The sequence below is a fragment of the Polaromonas sp. genome (genome assembly GCF_029945895.1).
GTDB lineage: Bacteria > Pseudomonadota > Gammaproteobacteria > Burkholderiales > Burkholderiaceae_C > Polaromonas.
On record NZ_JAQSDL010000107.1, the window covers coordinates 82,828 to 105,517 of the forward strand.

Genomic DNA, 22,690 nt, shown 5'->3' on the forward strand with positions numbered 1-22,690 from the left:
GAGGGGTTTTCAGCCGGCCGCTGGCGGCTCTGCCGGCAACTCTGCAAAGCGCGGGTCGATCTCTTCCGGCTCCTGCTCGCTTTTCTGCACTGACTTGACGTGCTGGTAAATCGTCTTGACCAGCTGCTCGCAACCTTCGCGTGTCAGGGCCGAGATCTCGAACACCGGACCCTTGAACTTGAAACGTTTGACAAAGTCCTTGACCAGCGCGGCGCGCTTGTCCGCATCCACCATGTCGAGCTTGTTGAGCACCAGCCAGCGCGGTTTGTTGTACAGCGCCTCATCGTATTTCTTGAGCTCGCCCACAATGGCCTTCGCCTGTGCCACGGGATCCACGCTGTCGTCAAAAGGCGCCATGTCCACGATGTGCAGCAGCAGGCGGGTGCGCTGCAGGTGGCGCAGGAACAGGTGGCCCAGGCCGGCGCCTTCGGAAGCACCCTCGATCAGACCGGGCAGATCCGCAACAACAAAACTCTGTTCGGGGCCGACACGCACCACACCGAGGTTGGGGTGCAGGGTGGTGAAAGGGTAGTCGGCAATACGCGGCCTGGCGTTGGAGATGGCTGAGATGAAGGTGGATTTGCCTGCGTTGGGCATGCCCAGCAGGCCGACATCGGCCAGCACTTTCAGTTCCAGCTTGAGGCTTTTGTGTTCACCGGGCCAACCCGGCGTCTTGCTGCGTGGCGCGCGATTGGTCGAGCTCTTGAAGCGCAGGTTGCCGAAGCCGCCGTCGCCGCCTTTGGCGATCAGCACTTCCTCGCCGGGCACCAGCAGCTCATACAGAACCTCGCCAGTTTCGGCGTCGGTCAGGATGGTGCCCACCGGCATCTTGAGAATGATGTCGTCGCCCTTGGCGCCAAACATGTCCGAGCCCATGCCGTGCTCGCCGTTGCGCGCATGGTGGCGGCGCGAAAACCGGAAATCCACCAGGGTGTTCAGATTGACGTCCGCCAGGGCATACACATGCCCGCCGCGCCCGCCGTCTCCCCCATTGGGCCCACCGAACTCCTTGTACTTTTCATGGCGGAAGGAGACGCAGCCACTCCCGCCATCGCCAGCGGCGATGTCAATATAGGCTTCGTCAACAAATTTCATGATCTTGTAAAGGCGTCCGGCAGCATGGGCCGCCGGAGTCCTGAAGGTAGTTTACAAACATTAAAAAACAAGAGGGGCCAAAACAACAAAGCCCCGACCAAGCGGGGCTTCGATGCCATCGAAGTGATCAACTTACGCTGGTGTCACGTTGACGGTGTGCTTGTTCAGCGCGCCCTTGACGGCAAACGATACCGAGCCATCCACCAGTGCAAACAGGGTGTGGTCCTTGCCGATGCCGACATTGACGCCAGGATGGAACTTGGTGCCACGCTGGCGCACGATGATGCTGCCTGCATTGATCACTTCGCCGCCAAACTTCTTGACGCCCAACATTTTTGGCTTGGAATCCCGCCCGTTTCGCGTAGAGCCGCCGCCTTTTTTCTGTGCCATTTTTCAATACTCCTTGGTGCGTCGCTGCTTAGCCGGCGATGACGCCGATTTGCAGTTCCGTGAAGTTCTGACGGTGACCTTGACGTTTTTGGTAGTGCTTGCGCCTACGCATTTTGAAAATGCGCACTTTGTCGCCCCTGCCGTGAGACAGGACAGTTACCGTAACAGTAGCGCCGGACACCAAGGGCGTACCAACCGTGATTGTGCTGCCGCTTCCGACAGCCAATACCTGGTCAATAACGATCTCTTGGCCTACGTCCGCAGCAATCTGTTCTACTTTAATTTTTTCACCAGTGGCAACTTTGTATTGTTTGCCGCCGGTTTTTATGACCGCGTACATGTGAGACCTCGTATGTGAGTTCTGCGGACGGATTTCCACAGAGCCTTATATTCTAGCACGGCGCCATTATTTGGCGCAGGACCCTCGTTTCGCCGCCGCCGGGTGTGCCGGCTGGGGTGCTTGCTTTCTATAATTCCTGAAATCTCATGTCTGGACCGTTTTGTCTGTAAATTCTTCTAGCACCGCCGCCGCACTGGCCCTGATTGCCGACGACATGCAGGCCATGGACGCGGTGATCGCGCGCCGCCTGAGCACCGAAGTGCCCCTGGTCAGTCAGGTATCGCAGTACATCATCGCAGCGGGTGGCAAGCGCCTGCGCCCCGCGCTGCTGCTGCTGATGTGCGGTGCCTTGGGCTACCAGGGGGAGCAGCGTTTCAATCTGGCCGCTGTGGTGGAATTCATACATACGGCGACCTTGCTCCACGATGACGTGGTTGACGACTCCGCCCTGCGCCGCGGCCGTGCCACCGCCAACGCTGCATTTGGCAACCCGGCCAGTGTTCTGGTGGGTGATTTCCTTTATTCCAGAGCTTTCCAGATGATGGTTGATGCTGGCGACATGCGCATCATGCAAACCCTGGCCGAGGCAACCAACATCATTGCCGAAGGCGAAGTGCTTCAGTTGATGAACATGCACGATGCCGGCTTGTCCGAGGAAGACTATCTTCGCGTGATCCGCTCGAAAACCGCCAAGCTGTTTGAGGCGAGCGCCCGGCTGGCCGCATTGCTGGCGCAGGTGCCGCCCGACATGGAGCGTGCCTGCGCCGACTACGGACAGGCGCTGGGAACCGCCTTCCAGGTGATTGACGATGTGCTGGACTATGACGGTGATGCCGAGGAAATGGGGAAAAATCTCGGGGACGATCTGCGCGAAGGCAAGGCCACGTTGCCGCTGATCATCGCCATGCAGCGCGGCACCGCGGAAGAGCAGACCACCATCCGCCAGGCCATCGAAACCGGCGGGACGGGGCAGCTGGCCGAGATCGTGGTCATTGTCCGCAAGACCGGTGCCTTGCAGGCGACCCGGGATGCGGCGGCCGCGGAGGCCCAACGCGCCATACGGGCGCTGGCGGCACTAGGGGCCAACCCCTATAGCGAGGCCTTGCTACAATTGGCATCTCAGTTGCTGCAGCGTCGTTCCTGACGCTTGTTCCAGCACTTTTCGGGGTGTAGCTTAGCCTGGTAGAGCGCTACGTTCGGGACGTAGAGGCCGGAGGTTCGAATCCTCTCACCCCGACCATTCAAGGTCCGCTCCCGTCCCCCGCATCCCGTCCGTGGATGTCCGATCTTTGCTTTGTTCCAACACCGGGTCAGGGGCAGCACGCTTTTAGATTTACACCGCCAGATCTATCGGCGATGATGTCAATTTTATCAATTCGGGCTGGATTCCCAACACCATGGCAGCTGTCGATACTGTAAGCAACGCACCCGCAGCGCTGGCATTGCCCGGCTTGGGCAGGGCGTTGGTCATTGCCGGCAAGCTGGGCCAAAAAGCCGCGGAGGACATCTTTCGCAAGGCCCAGAGCGGGCGGACCAGTTTCATTGCCGAGTTGACCGGGTCCGGCGTGGTATCCCCGTCTGACCTCGCGCACACCATGTCCACCGCGTTTGCGGCCCCCCTTCTTGACCTGAATGCGATAGACACACAGCGTTTGCCCAAGGGTTTGCTGGACACGAAAATCTGTCAGGCCTACCGGATTGTGGTTCTGAGCAAGCGCAGCAATCGCCTGATCGTTGCGACGGCCGACCCGTCCGATCAGGAGGCTGCGGAAAAGATCAAGTTCTCTACCCAGATGGGGGTGGACTGGGTCATTGCCGAGTACGACAAGCTGTCCAAGATGGTGGAGGCGTCCGCCACTACGGCGTCCGAAGCCATGGACAGCATCATTGGCGACGATTTCGAATTTGATGAATCCACCGCGGAAGCGGCCAGCGCGGACAGCAACGACACCGGTGTTTCGGAAGTCGAGGACGCGCCGGTTGTCAAGTTCCTGCACAAAATGCTGCTCGACGCTTTCAGCATGCGGGCTTCCGACCTGCATTTCGAGCCCTATGAGCATACCTACCGGGTGCGCTTCCGTATCGACGGCGAGCTGCGCGAGATTGCCTCGCCGCCCGTGGCCATCAAGGAGAAGCTGGCCTCGCGGATCAAGGTCATCTCGAAAATGGATATCTCGGAAAAGCGGGTTCCCCAGGACGGGAAGATGAAGCTGAAAATCGGTCCCGACCGGGTGATCGATTTCCGTGTCAGCACCCTGCCCACCATGTTCGGTGAAAAGATCGTGATCCGTATCCTGGATCCGAGCAGCGCCAAACTCGGCATTGATGCCCTGGGGTATGAACCCATCGAAAAGGAGCGCTTGCTCAAGGCTGTTCAGCGCCCCTACGGCATGGTGCTCGTGACCGGCCCGACCGGGTCCGGCAAAACCGTGTCTCTGTACACCTGCCTGAATATCCTGAACAAACCAGGCGTGAACATCGCCACGGCAGAGGATCCGGCCGAGATCAACCTGCCGGGCGTCAACCAGGTGAGCATGAACGACAAGGCCGGCCTGACGTTTTCCGTGGCCCTGAAAGCCTTTTTGCGACAGGATCCGGACATCATCATGGTCGGCGAGATTCGCGATCTGGAAACGGCCGAAATCTCCATCAAGGCCGCCCAGACCGGCCACCTGGTGCTCTCCACACTGCATACCAACGATGCGCCGGCCACGCTGACGCGGCTACGCAACATGGGCATTGCCCCCTTCAACATCGCCTCGAGCGTCATCCTGATCACGGCGCAGCGCCTGGCGCGGCGCCTTTGCCCCAACTGCAAGGCGCCCGCTGATATTCCGCGCGAGACGCTGCTGGACGCGGGTTTCAAGGAGGAGGATGTGGATGGCACCTGGACGCCTTACCGTCCCGTCGGGTGCTCCATGTGCAACAACGGCTACAAGGGCCGGGTCGGGGTTTACCAGGTCATGCCCATCACCGAGGAACTCCAGCGGATCATCCTGCGCGATGGCAGCGCGCTCGAAATCGCAGCGCAGGCAGAAAGCGAGGGCGTCAAAAGCCTGCGTGGAGCGGGTCTGCACAAAGTCAAGCTCGGCATGACCTCACTCGAAGAAGTCCTGGCCTGCACCAATGTTTAAGCCTTTGATTCTCAACAGGCCGGTCGCTGGCATCGCTCGACATTTCGAGTCCCCATCATCACTTCCTTACTGAAGAAGGCACCATGGCAACTGCAGCATCCAGAGACATCAAGGAGTTTGTCTTCGAGTGGGAAGGCAAGGATCGCAATGGCAAGCAGGTGCGGGGAGAAACCCGTGCGGTGGGCGAAAACCAGGTCAAGGCTTCCCTGCGCCGGCAGGGGGTGCTCGCGACCAAGATCAAGAAGCGCGGCATGCGTTCGGGCAAGTCCATCAAGCCCCGTGACATCGCGATTTTCACCCGTCAGCTGGCCACCATGATGAAGGCAGGCGTGCCTTTGCTGCAGGCTTTCGACATTGTCGGGCGCGGCAACGCCAATGCCAGCGTGACCAAGCTGCTCAATGACGTGCGCACCGATGTGGAGACCGGCACGTCCCTCAGCGCTGCCTTTCGCAAATACCCGCTGTACTTCAATGCGCTGTATTGCAATCTGGTGGAAGCCGGCGAGGCGGCAGGTATCCTGGAGCAGTTGCTGGATCGTCTTGCCGTCTACATGGAGAAAACCGAGGCCATCAAGTCGAAAATCAAGTCGGCACTGATGTACCCGACTTCGGTGGTGGTGGTGGCTTTCGTGGTGGTTGCGGTGATCATGATTTTCGTGATTCCCGCGTTCAAGGAAGTGTTCACCTCTTTCGGTGCGGATTTGCCGGCCCCCACACTGTTTGTGATGGCCATCAGCGAGTTTTTTGTGGCTTACTGGTGGCTCATCTTTGGTGGCGTCGGCGGTAGCATCTATTTTTTCATGCAGGCCTGGAAGCGCAATGAAAAAGTGCAGCGGGTGATGGACCGCCTCCTGCTGAAAATGCCGGTGTTTGGTGCCCTGATTGAAAAGTCATGCATCGCCCGTTGGACGCGCACGCTGTCGACCATGTTTGCTGCCGGCGTCCCGCTGGTGGAGGCGCTGGACTCGGTCGGTGGCGCGTCCGGCAACTCTCTTTACGAGGACGCTACCCGCAAGATCCAACAGGAAGTCTCGACCGGCACCAGCCTGACGGCAGCCATGGGCAATGCCAACCTGTTCCCGACCATGGTGTTGCAGATGTGCGCCATCGGCGAGGAGTCGGGTTCCGTGGACCATATGCTTGGAAAAGCAGCAGATTTTTATGAGGCCGAGGTCGATGAGATGGTGGCGGGCCTGTCCAGCCTGATGGAGCCCATCATCATCGTGTTCCTCGGTGGGCTGATCGGTGGGATTGTGGTGTCCATGTACCTGCCGATCTTCAAACTGGGCCAAGTGGTCTGATGCCCGGGCTTGCGCTCGGTTTGTCTGCGGAATTCAACGCCGCACTGGCCGGTATCCTGGGGCTGTTGGTCGGCAGCTTCCTCAATGTGGTCATTTACCGCTTGCCGAAAATGATGGAGAGGCAGTGGGCGGCCGAATGCGCCGAACTTGCCGGCAAGGTTGCCGACCATGGCGAAAAATTCAATTTGATGGTGCCCCGTTCCCGCTGCTCAAGCTGCGGCCATGTGATTGCCTGGTACGAAAACATTCCCGTCCTGAGTTACCTTTTCCTGCGGGGAAAGTGTTCTGTCTGTGGCACGAAGTTCGGATGGCGCTATCCGCTGGTGGAGGCCATCACGGGTGCTTTTTTCTTTTTTTGCGCCTGGCGCTGGGGCTTGACCGCCACCGGCCTGGCCTGGAGCGGTTTTGCCGCCACCTTGCTGGCACTGGCACTGATTGACTGGGACACCACGCTGTTGCCGGACGACGTCACCTTGCCGCTGCTGTGGGCGGGGCTGATTGTCGCGGCACTGGGCTGGAACCCGGCGGTGCAACTCACGGCGGCGCTGTGGGGCGCGGTGGCCGGTTATCTGTCCTTGTGGCTGGTGTACTGGGCTTTCAAGCTGGTGACCGGCAAGGAAGGCATGGGTTACGGAGACTTCAAGCTTTTTGCGGCTCTGGGGGCCTGGTTTGGCTGGAGCGCGCTGGTGCCGATGATCCTGATGGCGTCGGTGATTGGTGCCCTCGTCGGTATTGCGTTGAAGTTCTCCAGCGGGCTGCGCGAAGGCGGGTATGTGCCTTTTGGACCCTTCCTGGCAGGTGCGGGATTGACGGCCATGGTGTTTGGTCCCCAATCCATCCTGCGGTTTATCGGGTTGTAGCCTCATGCGGGCATTGCGCTTGGGTTTGACGGGCGGGATTGGCAGCGGAAAAAGCACGGTTGCGACGATGCTGGCCGACTGCGGGGCTGCGGTGATTGATTCCGACGCCATCTCGCGTCAGGTCACGGCGCCAGGAGGCGCTGCCATGGACGGGATTGCAGAGCAGTTTGGTGCCCGGTTCCTCACGCCGGAAGGCGGCTTGAACCGCGACGCGATGCGCGAGCACGTTTTTGCGGATGCCAAGGCAAAAAAACAGCTGGAAGCGATTATCCATCCGCTGGTCGGCGAAGAAACCGCCCGGCAGGCCGCGCAGGCCCACAGTGCCTGCATCGTGTTTGATGTTCCCCTGCTGGTTGAGTCAGGGCGCTGGCGCCAGCGTGTGGACCAGGTGCTGGTGGTGGACTGCAGCGAAGCAACACAAGTCAGCCGGGTGATGGCACGCAATGGATGGACGCGTGAAGCGGTGGAACGTGTCCTGGCCGGGCAGGCCAGCCGCGACCAGCGGCTCGCCGCCGCCGACATCTGCATTTACAACGATGCGCCCTTGTCGCTGGCTGCGCTGGCGGTGATGGTGCAGCGACTCTCGCAGCGCTTCGGGCTATGATGGATGGCAAACCAACCCGCTGAAAAAGATATATCGCAGTGATCCTTTACGAGTATCCCTTCAACGAACGCATTCGTACCTATTTGCGACTTGAGCATCTGTTTCACCGCTTGGGCGAACTGGCTGCGCGCGAACATCCGACCGACCACCACTATGCCATCACCACCATTTTCGAGATCATGGACGTGGCGGCCCGGGCCGACCTGAAGACCGATGTACTGAAGGACCTGGACCGGCAGAAACACACGCTCAACGGCTACCGCGGCAACCCTGCGATTTCCGAGGCGGTGCTCGACGAGGTCACCGGGCAGCTGGATGACTGTTTTGCGGCCCTGAACAGCCTGCCCGGGAAGGCGGGGCAATCCCTGACAGAAAACGACTGGCTCATGAGCATTCGCAGCCGCATCGGCATCCCCGGCGGAACCTGCGAGTTCGATCTGCCAGCGTATTTCGCCTGGCAGCATTTTGATGCCCGCCAGCGGCAGCAGGACTTGCAGCGCTGGATCGCCACGCTGGTGCCGCTGGCCGAGTCGGTCCGCATGTTGCTCAAGCTGCTGCGCGACTCCGGTCTGCCGCAAAAAGTCGTGGCGGCGGGCGGGCAGTACCAGCAAACCCTGCCGCAAGGACGTACGTTCCAGCTTCTGCGCCTGCTGATCGACCCCAGCCTCGGGCTGATTCCGGAGATCAGCGGCAACCGCCTGATGGTGTCCGTGCGCCTCATGCGCCATGAAAGTGACGACCGGCTGCACCCCTGCACTGACGACGCCGCGTTCGAACTGACGCTTTGTTCCTGAGACCGGCCGTTGGACGCCGTTCCTGCCCCCTGATTTCCAGCTTGTGCTTGCGACGATGAATCCCGACCAGCCCCTCCAAAAAACAGTGGTCTGCCCCACCTGCGGCGGCCCCAGCATTTACGCGCCTGGAAACCGGTTCCGGCCTTTTTGCAGCGAGCGTTGCAAAAATGTCGATCTCGGTGCCTGGGCCAGCGAGGGTTTTCGTTTGCCGGCCGACGCCCCGCCGGATGATCAGGTCTACGGCGACGCCAGATTGCAGTAGGGCCTGCCATCGTGTAAAAAGCGGTGTGGCGGCGGGCCGCCCGTTAACAAGGAGGAGAAGGACGTGATTCACACATCATTTGCGCGCCGCGCCACGGCCGTATTGGCTGCGACCTTGCTGCTTGGTTTGGCGGCTGGCCCCAGCCTGGCGGCCAGCAAGAAGGCCCAAAAAAAGGTTAGCGCCCCACCCGGCAAAAGCGCCAAGTTCATGCCCGGCTCGCAGGAAACCGCCAAGGAGCGTTCAACACGGCTCAAGCGCGAGTGCAAGGGGCGGGTCAATGCTGGGGCGTGTGAAGGCTACACCCAGTAAAAAGCCCGTCGGGCCTGGGGGCGACACGACCTGCCGGTGACGGGCAGGTCTGCGGGAAAATTTTTACTCGGCGGGCGTGCCCAGCACCTGCTGCAATTCGCCGCTCTGGTACATCTCCATCATGATGTCCGAGCCGCCGACAAATTCGCCTTTGACATACAGCTGGGGAATCGTCGGCCAGTTGCTGTATTCCTTGATGCCGTGGCGGATCTCCTCGTCTTCGAGCACATTCACGGTCGCCGGCTTCGTCACGCCGCAGGCTTTGAGTACCTGGATCGCGCGGCCCGAAAAACCGCACATCGGAAACTGGGCCGTGCCTTTCATGAAAAGCACAACCTCACTGGACTTGACGATCTGGTCAATGCGTTGCTGGGTATCGCTCATGGGGGGTCCTTTGGTGGGTATGGGGCGGCCGAAGGGAAGTCGGCCTTTGCTTTGTTCAGATAAGTGGATGTCAGAAGCGGTAAATCAATGCCTGATTATCCCGCCGTTTGGCTGCCGGTGCCCAGAGCCGCGCCGGGCCAGCGCCCTCCCGAGCAGCGGGGGATGCCGGCCAGGTCGGCCCGGCTCTGCACTTCGGTAAAGCCCCGCTGCTCAAGCAGCTCGCGCACCGCCCGGGCCTGGTCGTAGCCGTGTTCAAGCAGCAACCAGCCTTGCGCTTGCAGGTAGGCCGGCGCCTGTTCGATGATTTTCCGCAGGTCGCCCAGGCCGTCTTTCCCGGCCGTCAGCGCCTGGAGCGGTTCATGCTGCAGGGCCGGCAAATGGGGATCGGCATCGGCCACATAAGGCGGGTTGCTGACGATCAGGTGAAAGGGAGCACTTACATTTTCGAACCAGTTGCCCTGGATGAAGTGGACTTCCAGCTGGTGCTCCTGCGCGTTGGCGTCCGCCACCGCCAGCGCATCGCTGCTGGCGTCCACCGCCGTGACGTCGAGCGCAGGCCGGGTTTTCTTCAGCGCCAGGGCAATCGCACCGCTGCCGGTGCCCAGGTCGAGCACCCTGGCGGAATCCGGCATATCCGCCTGCGCCAGTTGTTGCAGAGCCCATTCCACCAGGGTTTCCGTGTCCGGACGCGGCACCAGAACGCGACGATCCACCTGGAGTTTCAGACCGAAGAACTCCTTGCTGCCGACGAGGTAGGCCAGCGGCTCCCCGGCTGCGCGGCGCAGGCTGAGTTCGCGGAAATGCTGCCCTGCCTTTTGCGGCAAAAGGGTCGTGTCATGCGTGAGCAGCCAGGCGCGGTCGGCGCCGGGCTTGCCCAGCGCGTGCAGCAGCAGCAGCTGGGCGTCCAGCCTCTCCAGCCCGAGCGTGCGGGCGGCCGCCAATGCCTGCGCGCAAGTGAGGATATTCACGGTTGGAGAGTCAGTCACGGTGATTTGCTATCAAAACAGGAGCTCGTGACGCTTTCCCATCAAGGGCTGGAGGCCGATTTCGCATTAAAAAGTCAGCCCTCAGCCGTTGGACGAGTTTTCCAGGTCCGCCAGCAGTTCCGCGCCGCGCGCGACCTGCAGGGCCGTGACCACGTCGTCCATGTCGCCTTCCATGATGGACAGCAGCTTGTACAGCGTCAGGTTGATGCGGTGGTCGGTCAGCCGCCCCTGCGGAAAGTTGTAGGTCCGTATCCGGTCGCTGCGGTCGCCACTGCCGATCAGGCCCTTGCGCATGGCCGCATCCCTGGCGGCGCGTTCGGAGCGGTCTTTTTCATGGATGCGGGCGGTCAGCACCTTCAGCGCCTGGGCCTTGTTGCCGTGCTGGCTGCGGCCCTCCTGGCACTCGGCGACGATGCCGGTCGGCAGGTGGGTGATGCGCACCGCCGAGTCGGTCTTGTTGATGTGCTGGCCGCCGGCACCGCTGGCGCGGTAGGTGTCGATGCGCAGGTCGGCCGGGTTGATCTGGATGGCCACCGCCTCGTCGGGCTCGGGCAGCACCGCGACCGTGCAGGCACTGGTGTGGATGCGGCCCTGGGTCTCGGTGGCCGGCACACGCTGCACGCGGTGGCCGCCCGACTCGAAACGCAGCTTGCCGTAAACGCCGACGCCCAGGGCATCGGGCGGGCCGTCCACGCGCAGCACCACTTCCTTGTAGCCGCCGAGCTCGCTGACCGACTCGCTGATGATCTCGACGGCCCAGCGTTTGCGCTCGGCGTAACGCGTGTACATGCGAAACAGGTCGGCCGCGAACAGTGCGGATTCATCGCCGCCGGCGCCGGCGCGGATCTCGATGAACGCCGGGCGCGCGTCGTCCGGGTCCTTGGGGATCAGCATCAGCTGCAGGGCTTCGTCCAGAAGGGCGATGTCGGCCTGCGCGGCCGTGATCTCTTCTTCCGCCATGGCGGCCATTTCGGGGTCGTCTTTGGCCTCGGCCAGCATGGCCTGCGCGCTGGCCAGATCAGCCTCGCGCGCCGTCAGCTGCTGGTACTGCGTGACCACGAGGCTGGCCTCGGCGTGTTCACGCGTCAGGTTGCGAAAACGCTCCATGTTGCTGACAACGTCGGCGGCCGACAGCAGGGCGTCGAGCTCGTGCAGCCGGAAAATCTGGCGGTCCAGGGTCTGGCGGAGAAAAGGTTTCATGGAAGGAGAAAGGGGAGCCGGGTGGCAAAAAACGTTCAAGAAGGTGGTCGGCAGGGCCGACGCCGCGTTCAGCCCGCCGGGTGGGCTGTGGATGCGCGGAAAGAACGCTAACGCTCTTTCTGCTGCCTGGGCAGGTTGCCGCGCAGAAACAGCCGGGAGACGGTTTGCGCCGTCGCTTCGCGGTTGTCCGCACTGCCGGCATGCAGCTCGGCGAGTGCGCCGTGCAGCATTTTCTGCGTCAACCCGCGCGACAACGCCTCGAGGACCGCATCCACAGGTTCGCCCTTGGCCAGCAGCTTTTTGGCCCGGGCAATTTCGAGCGCACGCCATTCGTCGGTCTGGGCGTTGAGTTGCTGGATCAGCGGCACGGTGCGCCGCTGATCCAGCCAGTGCATGAAATTCTGCACACCGGCATCGATGATGACTTCGGCTTCGGCCACGGCAGCCTGCCGGCTGTCCTTGCCGGTCTGCACCACATGCGCGAGGTCATCGACGGTGTAGAGGTAGATGTCCGGCAGTTCCTTGACTTCCGGCTCGATGTCCCGCGGCACAGCCAGGTCGACCATGAACATCGGGCGGTGTTTGCGCAGCTTGACCGCGCGCTCGACCGCGCCCAGACCGATGATGGGCAGGGTGCTGGCGGTGCAGCTGATCACCGCGTCGAACTCGTGCAGGCGGGCGGGCAGGTCGGCCAGGCGCATGACCTCGGCGCCGAAGCGCCCGGCGAGTTTTTCCCCGCGCTCCAGGGTGCGGTTGGCCACCGTCATGGCCTTTGGGTTTTTGGCGGCGAAGTGGGTGGCCGCCAGGTCAATCATCTCGCCCGCGCCGACAAACAGGATCCTGATATCGCTCAAATCCTCGAACAGCTGGCCGGCCAGCCGGACCGAGGCGGCCGCCAGGCTGATGCTGTGCGCGCCGATCTCGGTGCTGGTGCGGACTTCCTTGGCGACCGCGAAGGAACGCTGGAACAGCTGGTGCAGCGTCGTGCCCATGGCGCCGGCATCTTCGGCGGCGCGCACCGCGTCCTTCATCTGTCCCAGGATCTGCGGCTCGCCCAGCACCATGGAGTCGAGTCCGCTGGCGACGCGAAAGGCGTGGCGCGCGGCGTGGTCGTTTTCCAGGGTGTAGGCGTGGGAACGCAGCAGGGCCGGTGAGACGCCGCCGCGGTGTGCCAGCCATTCGAGGGTGTGTTCGAGGTCGGACTTGTCGCCAGCGCAGTAGATCTCGGTGCGGTTGCAGGTGGACAGCAGCGTGGCTTCGGGCTGGCGCGCAAGGGACTCGCGCAAACCCCTCAAGGTGGGCTCGATCTGGTCGATGGCGAACGCAAACCGGCCGCGCAAATCGAGCGGTGCGGTGTTATGGTTGATGCCCAAGGTCCAGACTGACATTGCCTGATTATAAAATTGAAGGAGTGGCCGGTTGCGGACATTCTTTCAATCCCCTTGATACAGGGCAAGCCGGGACACGATGGCACGCCCGGCCTTTCAATCACTCCTTCGAATCCGCCCCCGGCATGACTGCACTCAACCTGACCAACCAGCTGCTCAATTTCATGGCTCCGGCCGCCTTTGTGGCGCTGTTTGTGGTGATGGTGGCCCATGTCTTTGCCCGGTTCTTCAGGGCAAAAAAGCCACTAGCCCTTTCCCTTCCTGCGCAGCTAGCTATTATTTTTGTAGCATCTCTGGCCCTGCTGGTGGCCGGGCTGGTCATTTTTGGCCGCGACGGCAAGATGGCCAGCTATGCCTTGCTGGCCGTGGGTGCGGCGACCTGCCAGTGGCTGCTGCTGCGCGGCTGGAAGGCCTGAAGGCCTGAACGTCCGGCTCAGGCGTCAGGGGCGAACAGGTCAATCCGGTCGGTGATGATGCCGTCGGTCCCCAGATCGAGCAGGCGCTCGGCCGCCCATTCTTCGTTGACGGTGTAGCTCAGGCAGCGAAAACCGGCGCTTTTGGCCTGCAGCACGGTGGAGCTGTCCCACAGGGCCTGGTTGCAGACCAGCGCCGCGCAGTCCAGCGTCAGCGCGGTTTCCAGCCAGCCCATCCACAAACTGTCGAGCAGCAAACCGCGCGGCAGCTGCGCTTGCGCGGCTTGTGCGGCCTCCAGCGCCGCGGGCTGAAAAGACGTCAGCAGCGGCGGCACCGCGGCGCCTTCCCACAGGCGGGCCGCGGCGTTGGCCACGACCGTGCCGGTGTGTGCCTCTGTGCCCGGGGTGGGCTTGATTTCGATGTTCAGGGCATAGCCGTTGCGCTGGCAATAACGTGCCACGTTGTCCAGGCTTGCCAGCGGCTCGCCGGCATACGCGCGAGAGTGCCAGCCGCCCGCGTCCAGCCGCGACAGCGCTTCCCAGGGCTGCTCGCCGCCGGTGCCCCGGCCGCTGGTGGTGCGCTCCAGCGTGGCGTCATGCATCAGGAAGGGCACGCCGTCGGCGCTGAGCTTCACATCACATTCAAACATGCGGTAGCCGTGGCTGGCGCCGAGCCTGAAGGCGGCCAGCGTGTTTTCCGGCGCCAGTTTGCCGGCGCCGCGGTGGGCTATCCAGCGCGGGTAAGGCCAGGGAGATTGGGCCCCCCCGCTTGTGGCTTCGCGTGGCTTGGGCGATTCGCCGCGTTCGCTGAGGCTCATGCCAGACGTTTTCCGGTCTCTGCGTCAAACCAGTGCAGCCGGTCGGTGCGCGGTGCCACGTGGATGGTGGCGCCTATTTCGGGCGTGGCCTGGCTTTCGTCGGTGCGGACGATCAGGAACTCGTCGCCGAAGCGGCAATATACGAGGCGCTCTGCGCCCAGCATTTCCATGGTCTCCACCTGCACCGCCCAGCCGGTGGCGCCGATCTGCAGGTGTTCAGGCCGAATGCCGAGGATGGTGCCGGGTTTTCCGCCAAAGTCGGCGTTCGGCGCATGTTTGAGCAGGTTCATCGGCGGTGAGCCCATGAAACTCGCGACAAAAGTGGTGGCAGGACGGTTGTAGACCTCTTCGGGTGTACCGAACTGTTCCATCCGGCCGGCGTTCATGACAATCATGCGCTGCGCCAGCGTCATCGCCTCGACCTGGTCGTGCGTGACAAACAGCGAGGTGATGCCGAGTTCGCGGTGCAGCTTCTGGATCTCCAGACGTGTCTGAACGCGCAGCTTGGCGTCCAGGTTGGACAGCGGCTCATCGAACAGGAAGACCTGCGGCTGGCGCACGATGGCGCGGCCCATGGCCACGCGCTGGCGCTGGCCGCCTGACAGCTGGCGCGGCTTGCGGTCCAGAAGCTGGCCGAGTTCCAGAATTTTGGCGGCCTTGTCAACGCGGGCCTTGATTTCGGCGAGGGGGACTTTTTTGATCTTCAGACCGTAGGCCATGTTGTCAAAGACAGTCATGTGCGGGTAGAGCGCATAGTTCTGGAACACCATCGCGATGTCGCGTTCGGCGGGTTCCAGATCATTGACGACGCGCCCGCCTATGAAGATCTCGCCCGCGGTGATTTCCTCGAGGCCCGCAACCATGCGCAGCAGGGTCGACTTGCCGCAGCCCGAGGGGCCAACGATGACAATGAATTCGTGGTCGGCAATGTCTGCGTTGACGCCGTGGATCACCTTGATCGCGGTTTTTCCGGCGCCATAGTGTTTGACGACATCTTTGAGTTGAATCGAAGCCATGTTCTGTTTCCGTCTTATTTTTCTGTATCGACCAGGCCCTTGACGAACCAGCGTTGCATCAGCATGACCACCAGCGCAGGCGGGATCATGGCCAGCACGGCAGTGGCCATCACGATGTTCCAGTCGGTGGCAGCATCGCCGCCGCTGATCATGCGTTTGATGCCGATCACCACCGGATACATGGTTTCGTTGGTCGTGACGAGCAGGGGCCACAGGTACTGGTTCCAGCCGTAGATGAACTGGATCACGAAAAGCGCGGCAATGCTGGTGGTTGACAGCGGTACCAGCACATCCTTGAAAAAGCGCATGGGCCCGGCGCCATCCATGCGCGCGGCTTCAACCAGTTCATCGGGCACGGTCAGGAAAAACTGCCGGAAGAGAAAGGTCGCCGTCGCCGAGGCGATCAGGGGCACCGTGAGTCCGGCGTAGGTGTTGAGCATGCCCAGGTCCGACACCACGGCGTAGGTCGGGCCGATACGGACCTCCACCGGCAACATCAGCGTGACAAAGATGGCCCAGAAGAAAAACATGCGAAACGGAAAGCGGAAGTAGACGATGGCGAACGCCGAGAGCAGCGATATCGCAATCTTGCCGACGGCGATGACCAGTGCCGTAATGAGGCTGACCATCATCATGCGGCCCACGGGGGCGTTTGACGCGCCGCCCGCGCCGGTTCCTTTCAGGGCCGCGGTGTAGTTCTCGATGAGGTGCGAGCCCGGCAACATGGACATCGGCGCCTGCAGAATTTCGTCGGCCGTCTGCGTCGAGGCGACGAAGGTCACGTACAGCGGAAACGCCACGATGAACACGCCGACGATCAGCACGAAGTGCGAAAGGATGCGCAGGAAGGGGCTGCGTTCGACCATCAGCGGCCTCCTGGCCGCCCGAAGCGGGCTGAATGCTGCCCCGCAGGGCATGGAACAAGGTGCGCGTGGGGGTTCATATCAGTATTGAACCTTCTTTTCGACAAACCGGAACTGGATGATGGTCAGGATGATCACGATGAACATCAACACCACCGACTGCGCGGCCGAGCCACCGAGGTCGAGCGCCTTGAAACCGTCGTAGTAAACCTTGTAGACCAGAATGGCGGTGTCCCGGCCGGGACCGCCTTCTGTTGCGGCGTCCACAATGGCGAAGGTGTCGAAGAAGGCGTAAACGATGTTGATGACAAACAGGAAAAACGTGGTGGGCGACAGCAAGGGAAACTGGATGGTCCAGAAGCGGCGCCACGGCTTGGCACCGTCGATGGCTGCGGCTTCGACCAGCGATTTCGGAATGCTTTGCAGACCCGCCAGGAAAAACAGGAAGTTGTAGGAAATCTGCTTCCAGACCGCGGCAATGACAATCATGGTCATTGCATGGCCGCTGTTGAGCAGGTGATTCCATTCGAAGCCAAAGCTGCGCAGGGCGAACGAAACGATGCCGATGGATGGCGCGAACATGAAGAGCCACAACACACCCGCCACTGCCGGCGCCACGGCGTAGGGCCAGATCAACAGGGTGCGGTACACCAGCGTGCCCTTGACCACGCGGTCGGCAAATACCGCCAGCAACAGCGACAGGCCAATGCCCAGAGAGGCAACCAGTACTGAAAAAACCGCCGTGATCTTGAAGGACGCCAGGTAAGTGGCATCCTCAAGCAGGTTGGCAAAATTCTGCAACCCTACCCATTCGGTCGACAGGCCGAATGCGTCGGATTGCTGGAAGGACTGAATGAGGGCCTGCGCGGCTGGCCAGAAGAAGAAGACGGCTATGACGGCAACCTGGGGCGCCAGAAGCACCCACGGCAGCCAGGCAGAGCGGAAGACGACGCGTTTTTCAGAGGACACAGTTTTTCAACCCAATAGGGCCACGCCCCGGATGGGCAGCGGCAGGCGGAGCAGGGAGTGTAGTGCCTCCCGGCCCACGCCCGGCGCGCGGTTTCAGTTGGCTTTCTGGAAGCGGGCCAGTTGCTCGTTGCCCCGGCTCACGATGGCGTCCAGCGCTTCCTTGGCTGTCTTTTTGCCAGCCCAGACCTGCTCCAGTTCCTCATCCTCGATGGCGCGGATCTGGATGAAATTACCCAGGCGGATGCCGCGCGACTTGTCCGTGGTTTTGCGGATCATCTGGTTGACGGCCACGTCGGTGCCGGGATTCTGTTTGTAGAAGCCTGACTTTTCGGTCAGGTCGAATGAAGCCAGAGTGATCGGCAGGTAGCCCGTACGCTGGTGGCTCTTGGACTGGATGTCGGCATTGGTCAGGTAGTGGAAGAACTCGGCCACGCCCTTGTATTCAGCCGGCTTCTTGCCGCCCATGACCCACAGCGAGGCGCCTCCAATCACCGTGTTTTGCGGTGCGCCGGCCACGTCGGGGTAATACGGGAGGGGGGCGATGCCGAAGTCGAACTTGGCATTCTTCTTGATGCTGGCGTAGGTGGACGACGAGGCCGTCGCCATGGCGCATTCGCCCGAGTAGAACGGCGCGTCGGCCTTGTTGCCGCGGCCGCGGTAGACAAACAGGCCCTGCTTGGCCATGTTGGACAGGTTCTCGATGTGACGCACATGCAGCGGGCTGTTGGTGACCAGTCGGGCGCTGGTGCCGCCAAAGCCGTTGCCTTTGGTGGCGAATTCGACGTTGTGCCAGGTGGAGAAGCTCTCCAGCTGGGTCCAGCCCTGCCAGCTGGTGGTGAACGGACAGCTGACGCCGGCTGCCTTCAGTTTGGCCGCGGCCAGCACGACTTCAGGCCAGGTGGCCGGCGGCTTGTTGGGATCCAGGCCGGCTTTCTTGAACAGGTCCTTGTTGTAGTTGAAGACGGTGGTCGAGCTGTTGAACGGGAAACTCAACATCTGGCCGCTGGGCGCGGTGTAATAACCCACGACGGCCGGAATGTAGGCCTTGGCGTCAAACTTGTAGCCCGCATCGGTCAGCACCTTGCCGACCGGCACCACGGCGCCCTTGGCGGCCATCATGGTGGCGGTGCCCACTTCGAACACCTGAAGGATGTGTGGAGCGTTGCCGGCGCGGAAAGCGGCAACGGCCGCCGGCATGGTCTCGTCGTAGGTGCCCTTGTAGGTCGGCACGATTTTGTAGTCTTTCTGGCTCTTGTTGAAACCGTCCGCCAGGTCAAGCACCCAGTCGTTGAGGCCTCCGGTCATTGAATGCCACCACTGGATTTCGGTTTGTGCGTGGCCGATGGCGGGTGCGACGAGGGCGCACGCGGCCAAAGTGATCGCGGTGAGGCTTTTTTTCATTACAACTCCTGATTGGAAAGGATGGACAAACAATAAACCGTTAGTCTAAAAAAGATTTATGACAGTTGGATTTAAGCCATTTGACAGTGCGTCTACAAGCGGGTTTCCACGAGGGTCTGGGCAAGCCCAAAACAAATGTGGCACTGCGGTAACATAGGCCTACAGCACGCACGGCCGCTGACCGCGGCGGAATTTCCCCCACGATGAACGCCCCTGACACCCTCCAAGAACTGAACGTTTTCGCTGCCGACGCGACACCTGACGCGGTGCATGGGCAAGCCCGCATCCGCGAGATTCCTTACAACTACACCTCGTTTTCCGACCGCGAGGTCGTGATCCGGTTGCTGGGCGTGCGCGCCTGGGACCTGCTGAACCTGCTTCGCGACGAACGCCGCACCGGCCGTTCAGCCCGCATGTTGTATGAGGTGCTGGGCGATGTCTGGGTGGTGCAGCGCAACCCCTATCTGCAGGATGACCTGCTGGACAACCCGAAGCGCCGCAGGATGCTGGTCGAGGCCCTGCAACACCGGCTCTCTGAGGTCGAGAAGCGCCGCACGCCCGAGGCCGACAGCCAGCGCGACGCCATTGTGGGCGAGCTGCTTGCTACCGCGCGCGCGGCGGTCAGCCGTTTTTCCACCTCGTTCGAGGACATGGCCGACCTGCGCCGCCAGACCGCGCGCCGGCTGGGCAAGTTCACGCTCAAGGACAACATCAAGTTCGACGGCCTGTCGCGTGTCTCGCATGTGACCGACGCGACCGACTGGCGCGTTGAATACCCCTTTGTGGTGTTGACGCCGGACACGGAGGCCGAGATGGCCGGCCTGGTCAAGGGCTGTATTGACCTGGGGCTGACCATCATTCCGCGCGGGGGCGGCACCGGTTACACCGGCGGTGCGATTCCCCTGAGCTGGAAGTCGGCGGTCATCAACACCGAAAAACTCGAAGCCATGACCGAGGTTGAGCAGGTGGCGCTGCCCGGGCTGGACCGGCCGGTCGCCACCGTCTGGACTGAAGCCGGCGTGGTCACGCAGCGCGTGGCCGATGCGGCCGAACGCGGCGGGTATGTCTTTGCGGTGGATCCAACCTCGGCCGAAGCCTCCTGCATTGGCGGCAACATCGCGATGAATGCCGGCGGCAAGAAGGCGGTGCTCTGGGGCACGGCGCTGGACAACCTGGCGTCGTGGCGCATGGTCACGCCGGAAGCGCAGTGGCTGGAAGTCACCCGCCTGAACCACAACCTGGGCAAGATTCACGACGCCGGGATGGCCAGCTTCGAGCTGAAATATTTCGAGGCCGACGGCAAGACGCCGGTGCGCACAGAACGCCTCGACATCCCCGGCAAGACCTTTCGCAAGGAGGGCCTGGGCAAGGACGTGACCGACAAGTTCCTCAGCGGTTTGCCCGGCATCCAGAAGGAAGGCTGCGACGGCCTGATCACCAGCGCGCGCTGGATTGTGCACCGCATGCCGGCGCACACCCGCACGGTCTGCCTGGAGTTTTTCGGCAACGCCAAGGACGCGGTGCCCAGCATTGTGGAGATCAAGGACTTCATGTTCGCCGAGCAAAAGCGCGGCGGCGCCATCCTGGCCGGACTCGAACACCTGGACGACCGCTACCTGAAGGCAGTTGGTTACGCGACCAAGTCCAAAACCCACGGCGGCCTGCCCAAGATGGTGCTCTTCGGCGACATCGCCGGTGACGATGCCGATGTGGTGGCGCGCGCGACCTCGGAAGTGGTGCGCATCGCCAATTCGCGCCGCGGCGAAGGTTTTATCGCCATCAGCCCGGACGCGCGCAAGAAATTCTGGCTGGATCGCAAGCGCACCGCCGCCATTTCGCGCCACACCAACGCCTTCAAGATCAACGAGGACGTGGTGATTCCGCTGCCGCGCATGGCCGAGTACACCGACGGCATCGAACGTATCAACATCGAGCTGAGCCTGGCCAACAAGGTCAGGCTGTGTGATGCGCTGGAGGCCTTTTTCCTCAAGGGCAAGCTGCCGCTGGGCAAGTCGGACGATGCCGGCGAGATCCCCTCGGCCGAACTGCTGGAAGACCGCGTCGGCCAGGCCGTGGCGCTGATTGCCGATGTGCGCGCCCTGTGGTCCGGCTGGCTGCAGGGTGTGGACACGCTGTTTCCGCAGCTGCAGGACCACTCGCTGCGCGCCAGCTGGAAAACCCAGCTGCGCGCGCCGCTGCAGGCCATTTTCTCGGGCGCTGCCTTTGCGCCCATCCTGGCCGAGTGCAGCGCCATCCACAAACAGGTGCTCAAGGGCCGGGTCTGGGCCGCGTTGCACATGCATGCGGGCGACGGCAATGTGCACACCAACCTGCCGGTCAACAGCGACGACTACGACATGCTGCAGACGGCGCACGAGGCGGTGGCGCGCATCATGGTGCTCGCGCGTTCGCTGGACGGCGTGATCTCCGGCGAACACGGCATCGGCATCACCAAGCTGGAGTTTCTGACCGATGCCGAGCTGAAACCTTTTGCCGACTACAAGACCCGGGTCGATCCGGAGGGGCGCTTCAACAAAGGCAAGCTGCTACGAAATCAGGAGCTGGCTGCGCCCGTGGATATTGGGCAGAAGGCCAAAAAGACTGATCATTCTGCACCGGAGAGCCTGTTTGCAGACCTGACCAACGCCTATACGCCGAGCTTCGGTCTGATGGGGCACGAGTCGCTGATCATGCAGCAGTCCGACATCGGCGCGATTGCCGACAGCGTCAAGGACTGCCTGCGCTGCGGCAAATGCAAGCCGGTCTGCGCCACCCACGTGCCGCGTGCCAACCTGCTGTACAGCCCGCGCAACAAGATCCTGGCGACCTCGCTGCTGGTCGAGGCCTTCCTCTACGAAGAGCAGACGCGCCGCGGCATCAGCATCAAGCATTGGGAAGAGTTCGAGGACGTCGCTGACCATTGCACGGTCTGCCACAAATGCCTGAGCCCGTGCCCGGTGGACATCGACTTCGGCGAGGTGTCCATGAACATGCGCAACCTGCTGCGCAAGATGGGCCAGAAGTCCTTCCGGCCTGGCAATGCTGCCGCCATGTTCTTCCTGAATGCGACCAGCCCGCAGACCATCAAGTTCATGCGCAGCGCGATGGTGGACGTCGGCTTCAGGGCCCAGCGCGTGGCCAACGAGCTGCTCAAGCGCCTGGCGCGCAAACAGACGGCCAGACCGCGCGCGACCGTCGGCCCGGCGCCGGTCAAGGAGCAGGTGATCCATTTCATCAACAAGAAGATGCCGGGCGGCCTGCCGAAAAAAACCGCGCGTGCGCTGTTGGACATCGAGGACAAGGACTACGTTCCCATCATCCGCAACCCGGCCAGCACAACGGCCGAAACCGAGGCGGTGTTTTATTTTCCCGGTTGCGGCTCGGAGCGTCTGTTTTCGCAAGTGGGTCTCGCGACCCAGGCCATGCTCTGGCACGCCGGTGTGCAGACCGTGCTGCCGCCGGGTTACCTGTGCTGCGGCTACCCGCAAAAAGGCAGTGGGCAGTTCGACAAGGCCGAAAAAATCATCACCGACAACCGGGTGCTGTTCCACCGCGTGGCCAACACGCTGAACTACCTGGACATCAAGACCGTGGTGGTGAGCTGCGGCACCTGCTACGACCAGCTGCAGGGATACGAGTTCGAGAAGATCTTCCCGGGCTGCCGCATCATCGACATCCACGAATACCTGCTGGAAAAAGGCATCACCCTGCGCACCGACGCACCGGGGCAGGGCTACCTGTACCACGACCCCTGCCACAGCCCCATGAAGCTGCAGGAACCGATGAAAACCGTCAAGGCCCTGCTCGGCGACCAGGTGCTCAAGTCTGAGCGCTGCTGCGGCGAGTCGGGCACGCTGGGGGTCACCCGCCCCGACATTTCCACGCAGATCCGCTTTCGCAAGGAAGAAGAGCTGCGCAAGGACGAAGCCAGGCTGCGCGCCAGCGGCGCCGTGGCCGACAGCGGCAACGTCAAGATCCTGACCAGCTGCCCGAGCTGCCTGCAAGGCCTGACCCGCTATGGCGACGACCTGCAGAACGGGCTGCTGGAGGCTGATTACATCGTGGTGGAAATGGCCAACCAGATCCTGGGCAAGGAATGGCTGCCCGCGTATGTGGAAGCGGCCAACAACGGCGGTATCGAACGGGTGCTGGTTTAGGCCACC

The 22,690-nt window shown here is 62.1% G+C and carries 22 protein-coding genes and 1 tRNA gene; 11 read left to right on the forward strand and 12 right to left on the reverse strand.

Annotation, left to right across the window (positions count from 1 at the left end; all coding sequences use genetic code 11):
- Positions 1 to 9: 9 nt before the first annotated feature.
- The 3 genes from cgtA to rplU form a co-directional block, all read right to left on the reverse strand.
- Positions 10 to 1,095, reverse strand: coding sequence for an Obg family GTPase CgtA (gene cgtA, locus PSV33_RS16790; RefSeq protein WP_300563412.1), 1,086 nt, complete (start codon positions 1,093 to 1,095; stop codon positions 10 to 12).
- A gap of 132 nt (positions 1,096 to 1,227) precedes the next feature.
- Complete coding sequence (rpmA, locus tag PSV33_RS16795) at positions 1,228 to 1,485, reverse strand: 50S ribosomal protein L27 (RefSeq protein WP_096667180.1); 258 nt, start codon at positions 1,483 to 1,485, stop codon at positions 1,228 to 1,230.
- A 28-nt stretch (positions 1,486 to 1,513) separates the two neighbouring features.
- Positions 1,514 to 1,825, reverse strand: a complete 312-nt coding sequence (gene rplU / locus PSV33_RS16800; protein ID WP_300511790.1) for a 50S ribosomal protein L21 — start codon at positions 1,823 to 1,825, stop codon at positions 1,514 to 1,516.
- Positions 1,826 to 1,985: 160 nt separating this feature from the next.
- On the opposite strand from rplU, the gene PSV33_RS16805 reads away from it, so the two are divergent.
- From PSV33_RS16805 to PSV33_RS16845, 9 genes are all read left to right on the forward strand, one after another.
- On the forward strand, positions 1,986 to 2,969 hold the full coding sequence (locus PSV33_RS16805; RefSeq protein ID WP_300563414.1) for a polyprenyl synthetase family protein: 984 nt from the start codon (positions 1,986 to 1,988) through the stop codon (positions 2,967 to 2,969).
- A 19-nt stretch (positions 2,970 to 2,988) separates the two neighbouring features.
- Positions 2,989 to 3,065, forward strand: a tRNA-Pro gene (locus tag PSV33_RS16810).
- A gap of 157 nt (positions 3,066 to 3,222) precedes the next feature.
- Positions 3,223 to 4,959, forward strand: coding sequence for a type IV-A pilus assembly ATPase PilB (pilB, locus tag PSV33_RS16815; protein WP_300563416.1), 1,737 nt, complete (start codon positions 3,223 to 3,225; stop codon positions 4,957 to 4,959).
- Positions 4,960 to 5,042: 83 nt separating this feature from the next.
- Complete coding sequence (locus PSV33_RS16820) at positions 5,043 to 6,260, forward strand: type II secretion system F family protein (protein WP_300563418.1); 1,218 nt, start codon at positions 5,043 to 5,045, stop codon at positions 6,258 to 6,260.
- Positions 6,260 to 7,120, forward strand: a complete 861-nt coding sequence (locus PSV33_RS16825; RefSeq protein WP_300563420.1) for an A24 family peptidase — start codon at positions 6,260 to 6,262, stop codon at positions 7,118 to 7,120. Before PSV33_RS16820 ends, PSV33_RS16825 begins: the two co-directional genes overlap by 1 nt.
- Before the next feature lie 4 nt (positions 7,121 to 7,124).
- Entirely contained in the window at positions 7,125 to 7,724 is a 600-nt protein-coding gene (coaE, locus tag PSV33_RS16830; RefSeq protein WP_300563422.1) for a dephospho-CoA kinase, read from the forward strand.
- A 38-nt stretch (positions 7,725 to 7,762) separates the two neighbouring features.
- The gene (gene zapD / locus PSV33_RS16835; RefSeq protein WP_300563424.1) at positions 7,763 to 8,518 is read left to right on the forward strand and encodes a cell division protein ZapD; all 756 of its coding nucleotides are present in this window, start codon (positions 7,763 to 7,765) and stop codon (positions 8,516 to 8,518) included.
- Positions 8,519 to 8,573: 55 nt separating this feature from the next.
- Complete coding sequence (locus PSV33_RS16840; RefSeq protein WP_300563426.1) at positions 8,574 to 8,780, forward strand: DNA gyrase inhibitor YacG; 207 nt, start codon at positions 8,574 to 8,576, stop codon at positions 8,778 to 8,780.
- Between the two features lie 63 nt (positions 8,781 to 8,843).
- On the forward strand, positions 8,844 to 9,089 hold the full coding sequence (locus tag PSV33_RS16845) for a hypothetical protein (RefSeq protein WP_300563428.1): 246 nt from the start codon (positions 8,844 to 8,846) through the stop codon (positions 9,087 to 9,089).
- A 63-nt stretch (positions 9,090 to 9,152) separates the two neighbouring features.
- Here PSV33_RS16845 and grxD read toward each other — a convergent pair whose 3' ends face one another.
- The 4 genes from grxD to hemA all read right to left on the reverse strand — a co-directional run bounded on the left by grxD (position 9,153) and on the right by hemA (position 13,047).
- Entirely contained in the window at positions 9,153 to 9,473 is a 321-nt protein-coding gene (grxD, locus tag PSV33_RS16850; RefSeq protein WP_300563430.1) for a Grx4 family monothiol glutaredoxin, read from the reverse strand.
- Positions 9,474 to 9,568: 95 nt separating this feature from the next.
- Positions 9,569 to 10,441: a peptide chain release factor N(5)-glutamine methyltransferase gene (gene prmC / locus PSV33_RS16855; protein ID WP_300563432.1), complete on the reverse strand. Its 873-nt coding sequence runs from the start codon at positions 10,439 to 10,441 to the stop codon at positions 9,569 to 9,571.
- 99 nt (positions 10,442 to 10,540) lie between these two features.
- Positions 10,541 to 11,659, reverse strand: a complete 1,119-nt coding sequence (gene prfA, locus PSV33_RS16860) for a peptide chain release factor 1 (RefSeq protein ID WP_300563434.1) — start codon at positions 11,657 to 11,659, stop codon at positions 10,541 to 10,543.
- A gap of 107 nt (positions 11,660 to 11,766) precedes the next feature.
- Positions 11,767 to 13,047: a glutamyl-tRNA reductase gene (hemA, locus tag PSV33_RS16865; RefSeq protein ID WP_300563435.1), complete on the reverse strand. Its 1,281-nt coding sequence runs from the start codon at positions 13,045 to 13,047 to the stop codon at positions 11,767 to 11,769.
- Positions 13,048 to 13,172: 125 nt separating this feature from the next.
- On the opposite strand from hemA, the gene PSV33_RS16870 reads away from it, so the two are divergent.
- On the forward strand, positions 13,173 to 13,463 hold the full coding sequence (locus tag PSV33_RS16870; RefSeq protein ID WP_300563437.1) for a hypothetical protein: 291 nt from the start codon (positions 13,173 to 13,175) through the stop codon (positions 13,461 to 13,463).
- Positions 13,464 to 13,480: 17 nt separating this feature from the next.
- Here the strand turns inward: PSV33_RS16870 and ugpQ are convergent, their stop codons facing one another.
- The 5 genes from ugpQ to ugpB form a co-directional block, all read right to left on the reverse strand.
- Positions 13,481 to 14,278 (reverse strand): glycerophosphodiester phosphodiesterase, encoded by a 798-nt coding sequence (gene ugpQ, locus PSV33_RS16875; protein WP_300563439.1) that lies wholly within the window; start codon positions 14,276 to 14,278, stop codon positions 13,481 to 13,483.
- The gene (locus tag PSV33_RS16880) at positions 14,275 to 15,294 is read right to left on the reverse strand and encodes a sn-glycerol-3-phosphate import ATP-binding protein UgpC (protein WP_300563441.1); all 1,020 of its coding nucleotides are present in this window, start codon (positions 15,292 to 15,294) and stop codon (positions 14,275 to 14,277) included. The genes ugpQ and PSV33_RS16880 overlap by 4 nt, the downstream gene beginning before the upstream one ends.
- A 14-nt stretch (positions 15,295 to 15,308) precedes the next feature.
- The gene (gene ugpE / locus PSV33_RS16885) at positions 15,309 to 16,160 is read right to left on the reverse strand and encodes a sn-glycerol-3-phosphate ABC transporter permease UgpE (RefSeq protein WP_300563443.1); all 852 of its coding nucleotides are present in this window, start codon (positions 16,158 to 16,160) and stop codon (positions 15,309 to 15,311) included.
- 78 nt (positions 16,161 to 16,238) lie between these two features.
- Entirely contained in the window at positions 16,239 to 17,126 is an 888-nt protein-coding gene (ugpA, locus tag PSV33_RS16890) for a sn-glycerol-3-phosphate ABC transporter permease UgpA (protein ID WP_300563445.1), read from the reverse strand.
- A gap of 93 nt (positions 17,127 to 17,219) precedes the next feature.
- A complete protein-coding gene (gene ugpB / locus PSV33_RS16895; protein WP_300563447.1) occupies positions 17,220 to 18,527 on the reverse strand; it encodes a sn-glycerol-3-phosphate ABC transporter substrate-binding protein UgpB in 1,308 nt (435 codons plus the stop codon).
- Between the two features lie 203 nt (positions 18,528 to 18,730).
- Here ugpB and PSV33_RS16900 point away from each other — a divergent pair, with 203 nt between their 5' ends.
- The gene (locus PSV33_RS16900; protein WP_300563449.1) at positions 18,731 to 22,684 is read left to right on the forward strand and encodes an FAD/FMN-binding oxidoreductase; all 3,954 of its coding nucleotides are present in this window, start codon (positions 18,731 to 18,733) and stop codon (positions 22,682 to 22,684) included.
- Positions 22,685 to 22,690: the final 6 nt, after the last annotated feature.

Excerpts from the sequence above, each read along its gene's own strand:
- cgtA (WP_300563412.1), bottom strand. The coding sequence starts at position 1,095 with ATGAAATTTGTTGACGAAGCCTATATTGACATCGCCGCTGGCGATGGC.
- rpmA (WP_096667180.1), bottom strand. The coding sequence starts at position 1,485 with ATGGCACAGAAAAAAGGCGGCGGCTCTACGCGAAACGGGCGGGATTCC.
- rplU (WP_300511790.1), bottom strand. The coding sequence starts at position 1,825 with ATGTACGCGGTCATAAAAACCGGCGGCAAACAATACAAAGTTGCCACT.
- pilB (WP_300563416.1), top strand. The coding sequence starts at position 3,223 with ATGGCAGCTGTCGATACTGTAAGCAACGCACCCGCAGCGCTGGCATTG.
- PSV33_RS16820 (WP_300563418.1), top strand. The coding sequence starts at position 5,043 with ATGGCAACTGCAGCATCCAGAGACATCAAGGAGTTTGTCTTCGAGTGG.
- PSV33_RS16825 (WP_300563420.1), top strand. The coding sequence starts at position 6,260 with ATGCCCGGGCTTGCGCTCGGTTTGTCTGCGGAATTCAACGCCGCACTG.
- coaE (WP_300563422.1), top strand. The coding sequence starts at position 7,125 with ATGCGGGCATTGCGCTTGGGTTTGACGGGCGGGATTGGCAGCGGAAAA.
- PSV33_RS16840 (WP_300563426.1), top strand. The coding sequence starts at position 8,574 with ATGAATCCCGACCAGCCCCTCCAAAAAACAGTGGTCTGCCCCACCTGC.
- grxD (WP_300563430.1), bottom strand. The coding sequence starts at position 9,473 with ATGAGCGATACCCAGCAACGCATTGACCAGATCGTCAAGTCCAGTGAG.
- prfA (WP_300563434.1), bottom strand. The coding sequence starts at position 11,659 with ATGAAACCTTTTCTCCGCCAGACCCTGGACCGCCAGATTTTCCGGCTG.
- hemA (WP_300563435.1), bottom strand. The coding sequence starts at position 13,047 with ATGTCAGTCTGGACCTTGGGCATCAACCATAACACCGCACCGCTCGAT.
- PSV33_RS16870 (WP_300563437.1), top strand. The coding sequence starts at position 13,173 with ATGACTGCACTCAACCTGACCAACCAGCTGCTCAATTTCATGGCTCCG.
- ugpQ (WP_300563439.1), bottom strand. The coding sequence starts at position 14,278 with ATGAGCCTCAGCGAACGCGGCGAATCGCCCAAGCCACGCGAAGCCACA.
- PSV33_RS16880 (WP_300563441.1), bottom strand. The coding sequence starts at position 15,294 with ATGGCTTCGATTCAACTCAAAGATGTCGTCAAACACTATGGCGCCGGA.
- ugpE (WP_300563443.1), bottom strand. The coding sequence starts at position 16,160 with ATGGTCGAACGCAGCCCCTTCCTGCGCATCCTTTCGCACTTCGTGCTG.
- ugpB (WP_300563447.1), bottom strand. The coding sequence starts at position 18,527 with ATGAAAAAAAGCCTCACCGCGATCACTTTGGCCGCGTGCGCCCTCGTC.
- PSV33_RS16900 (WP_300563449.1), top strand. The coding sequence starts at position 18,731 with ATGAACGCCCCTGACACCCTCCAAGAACTGAACGTTTTCGCTGCCGAC.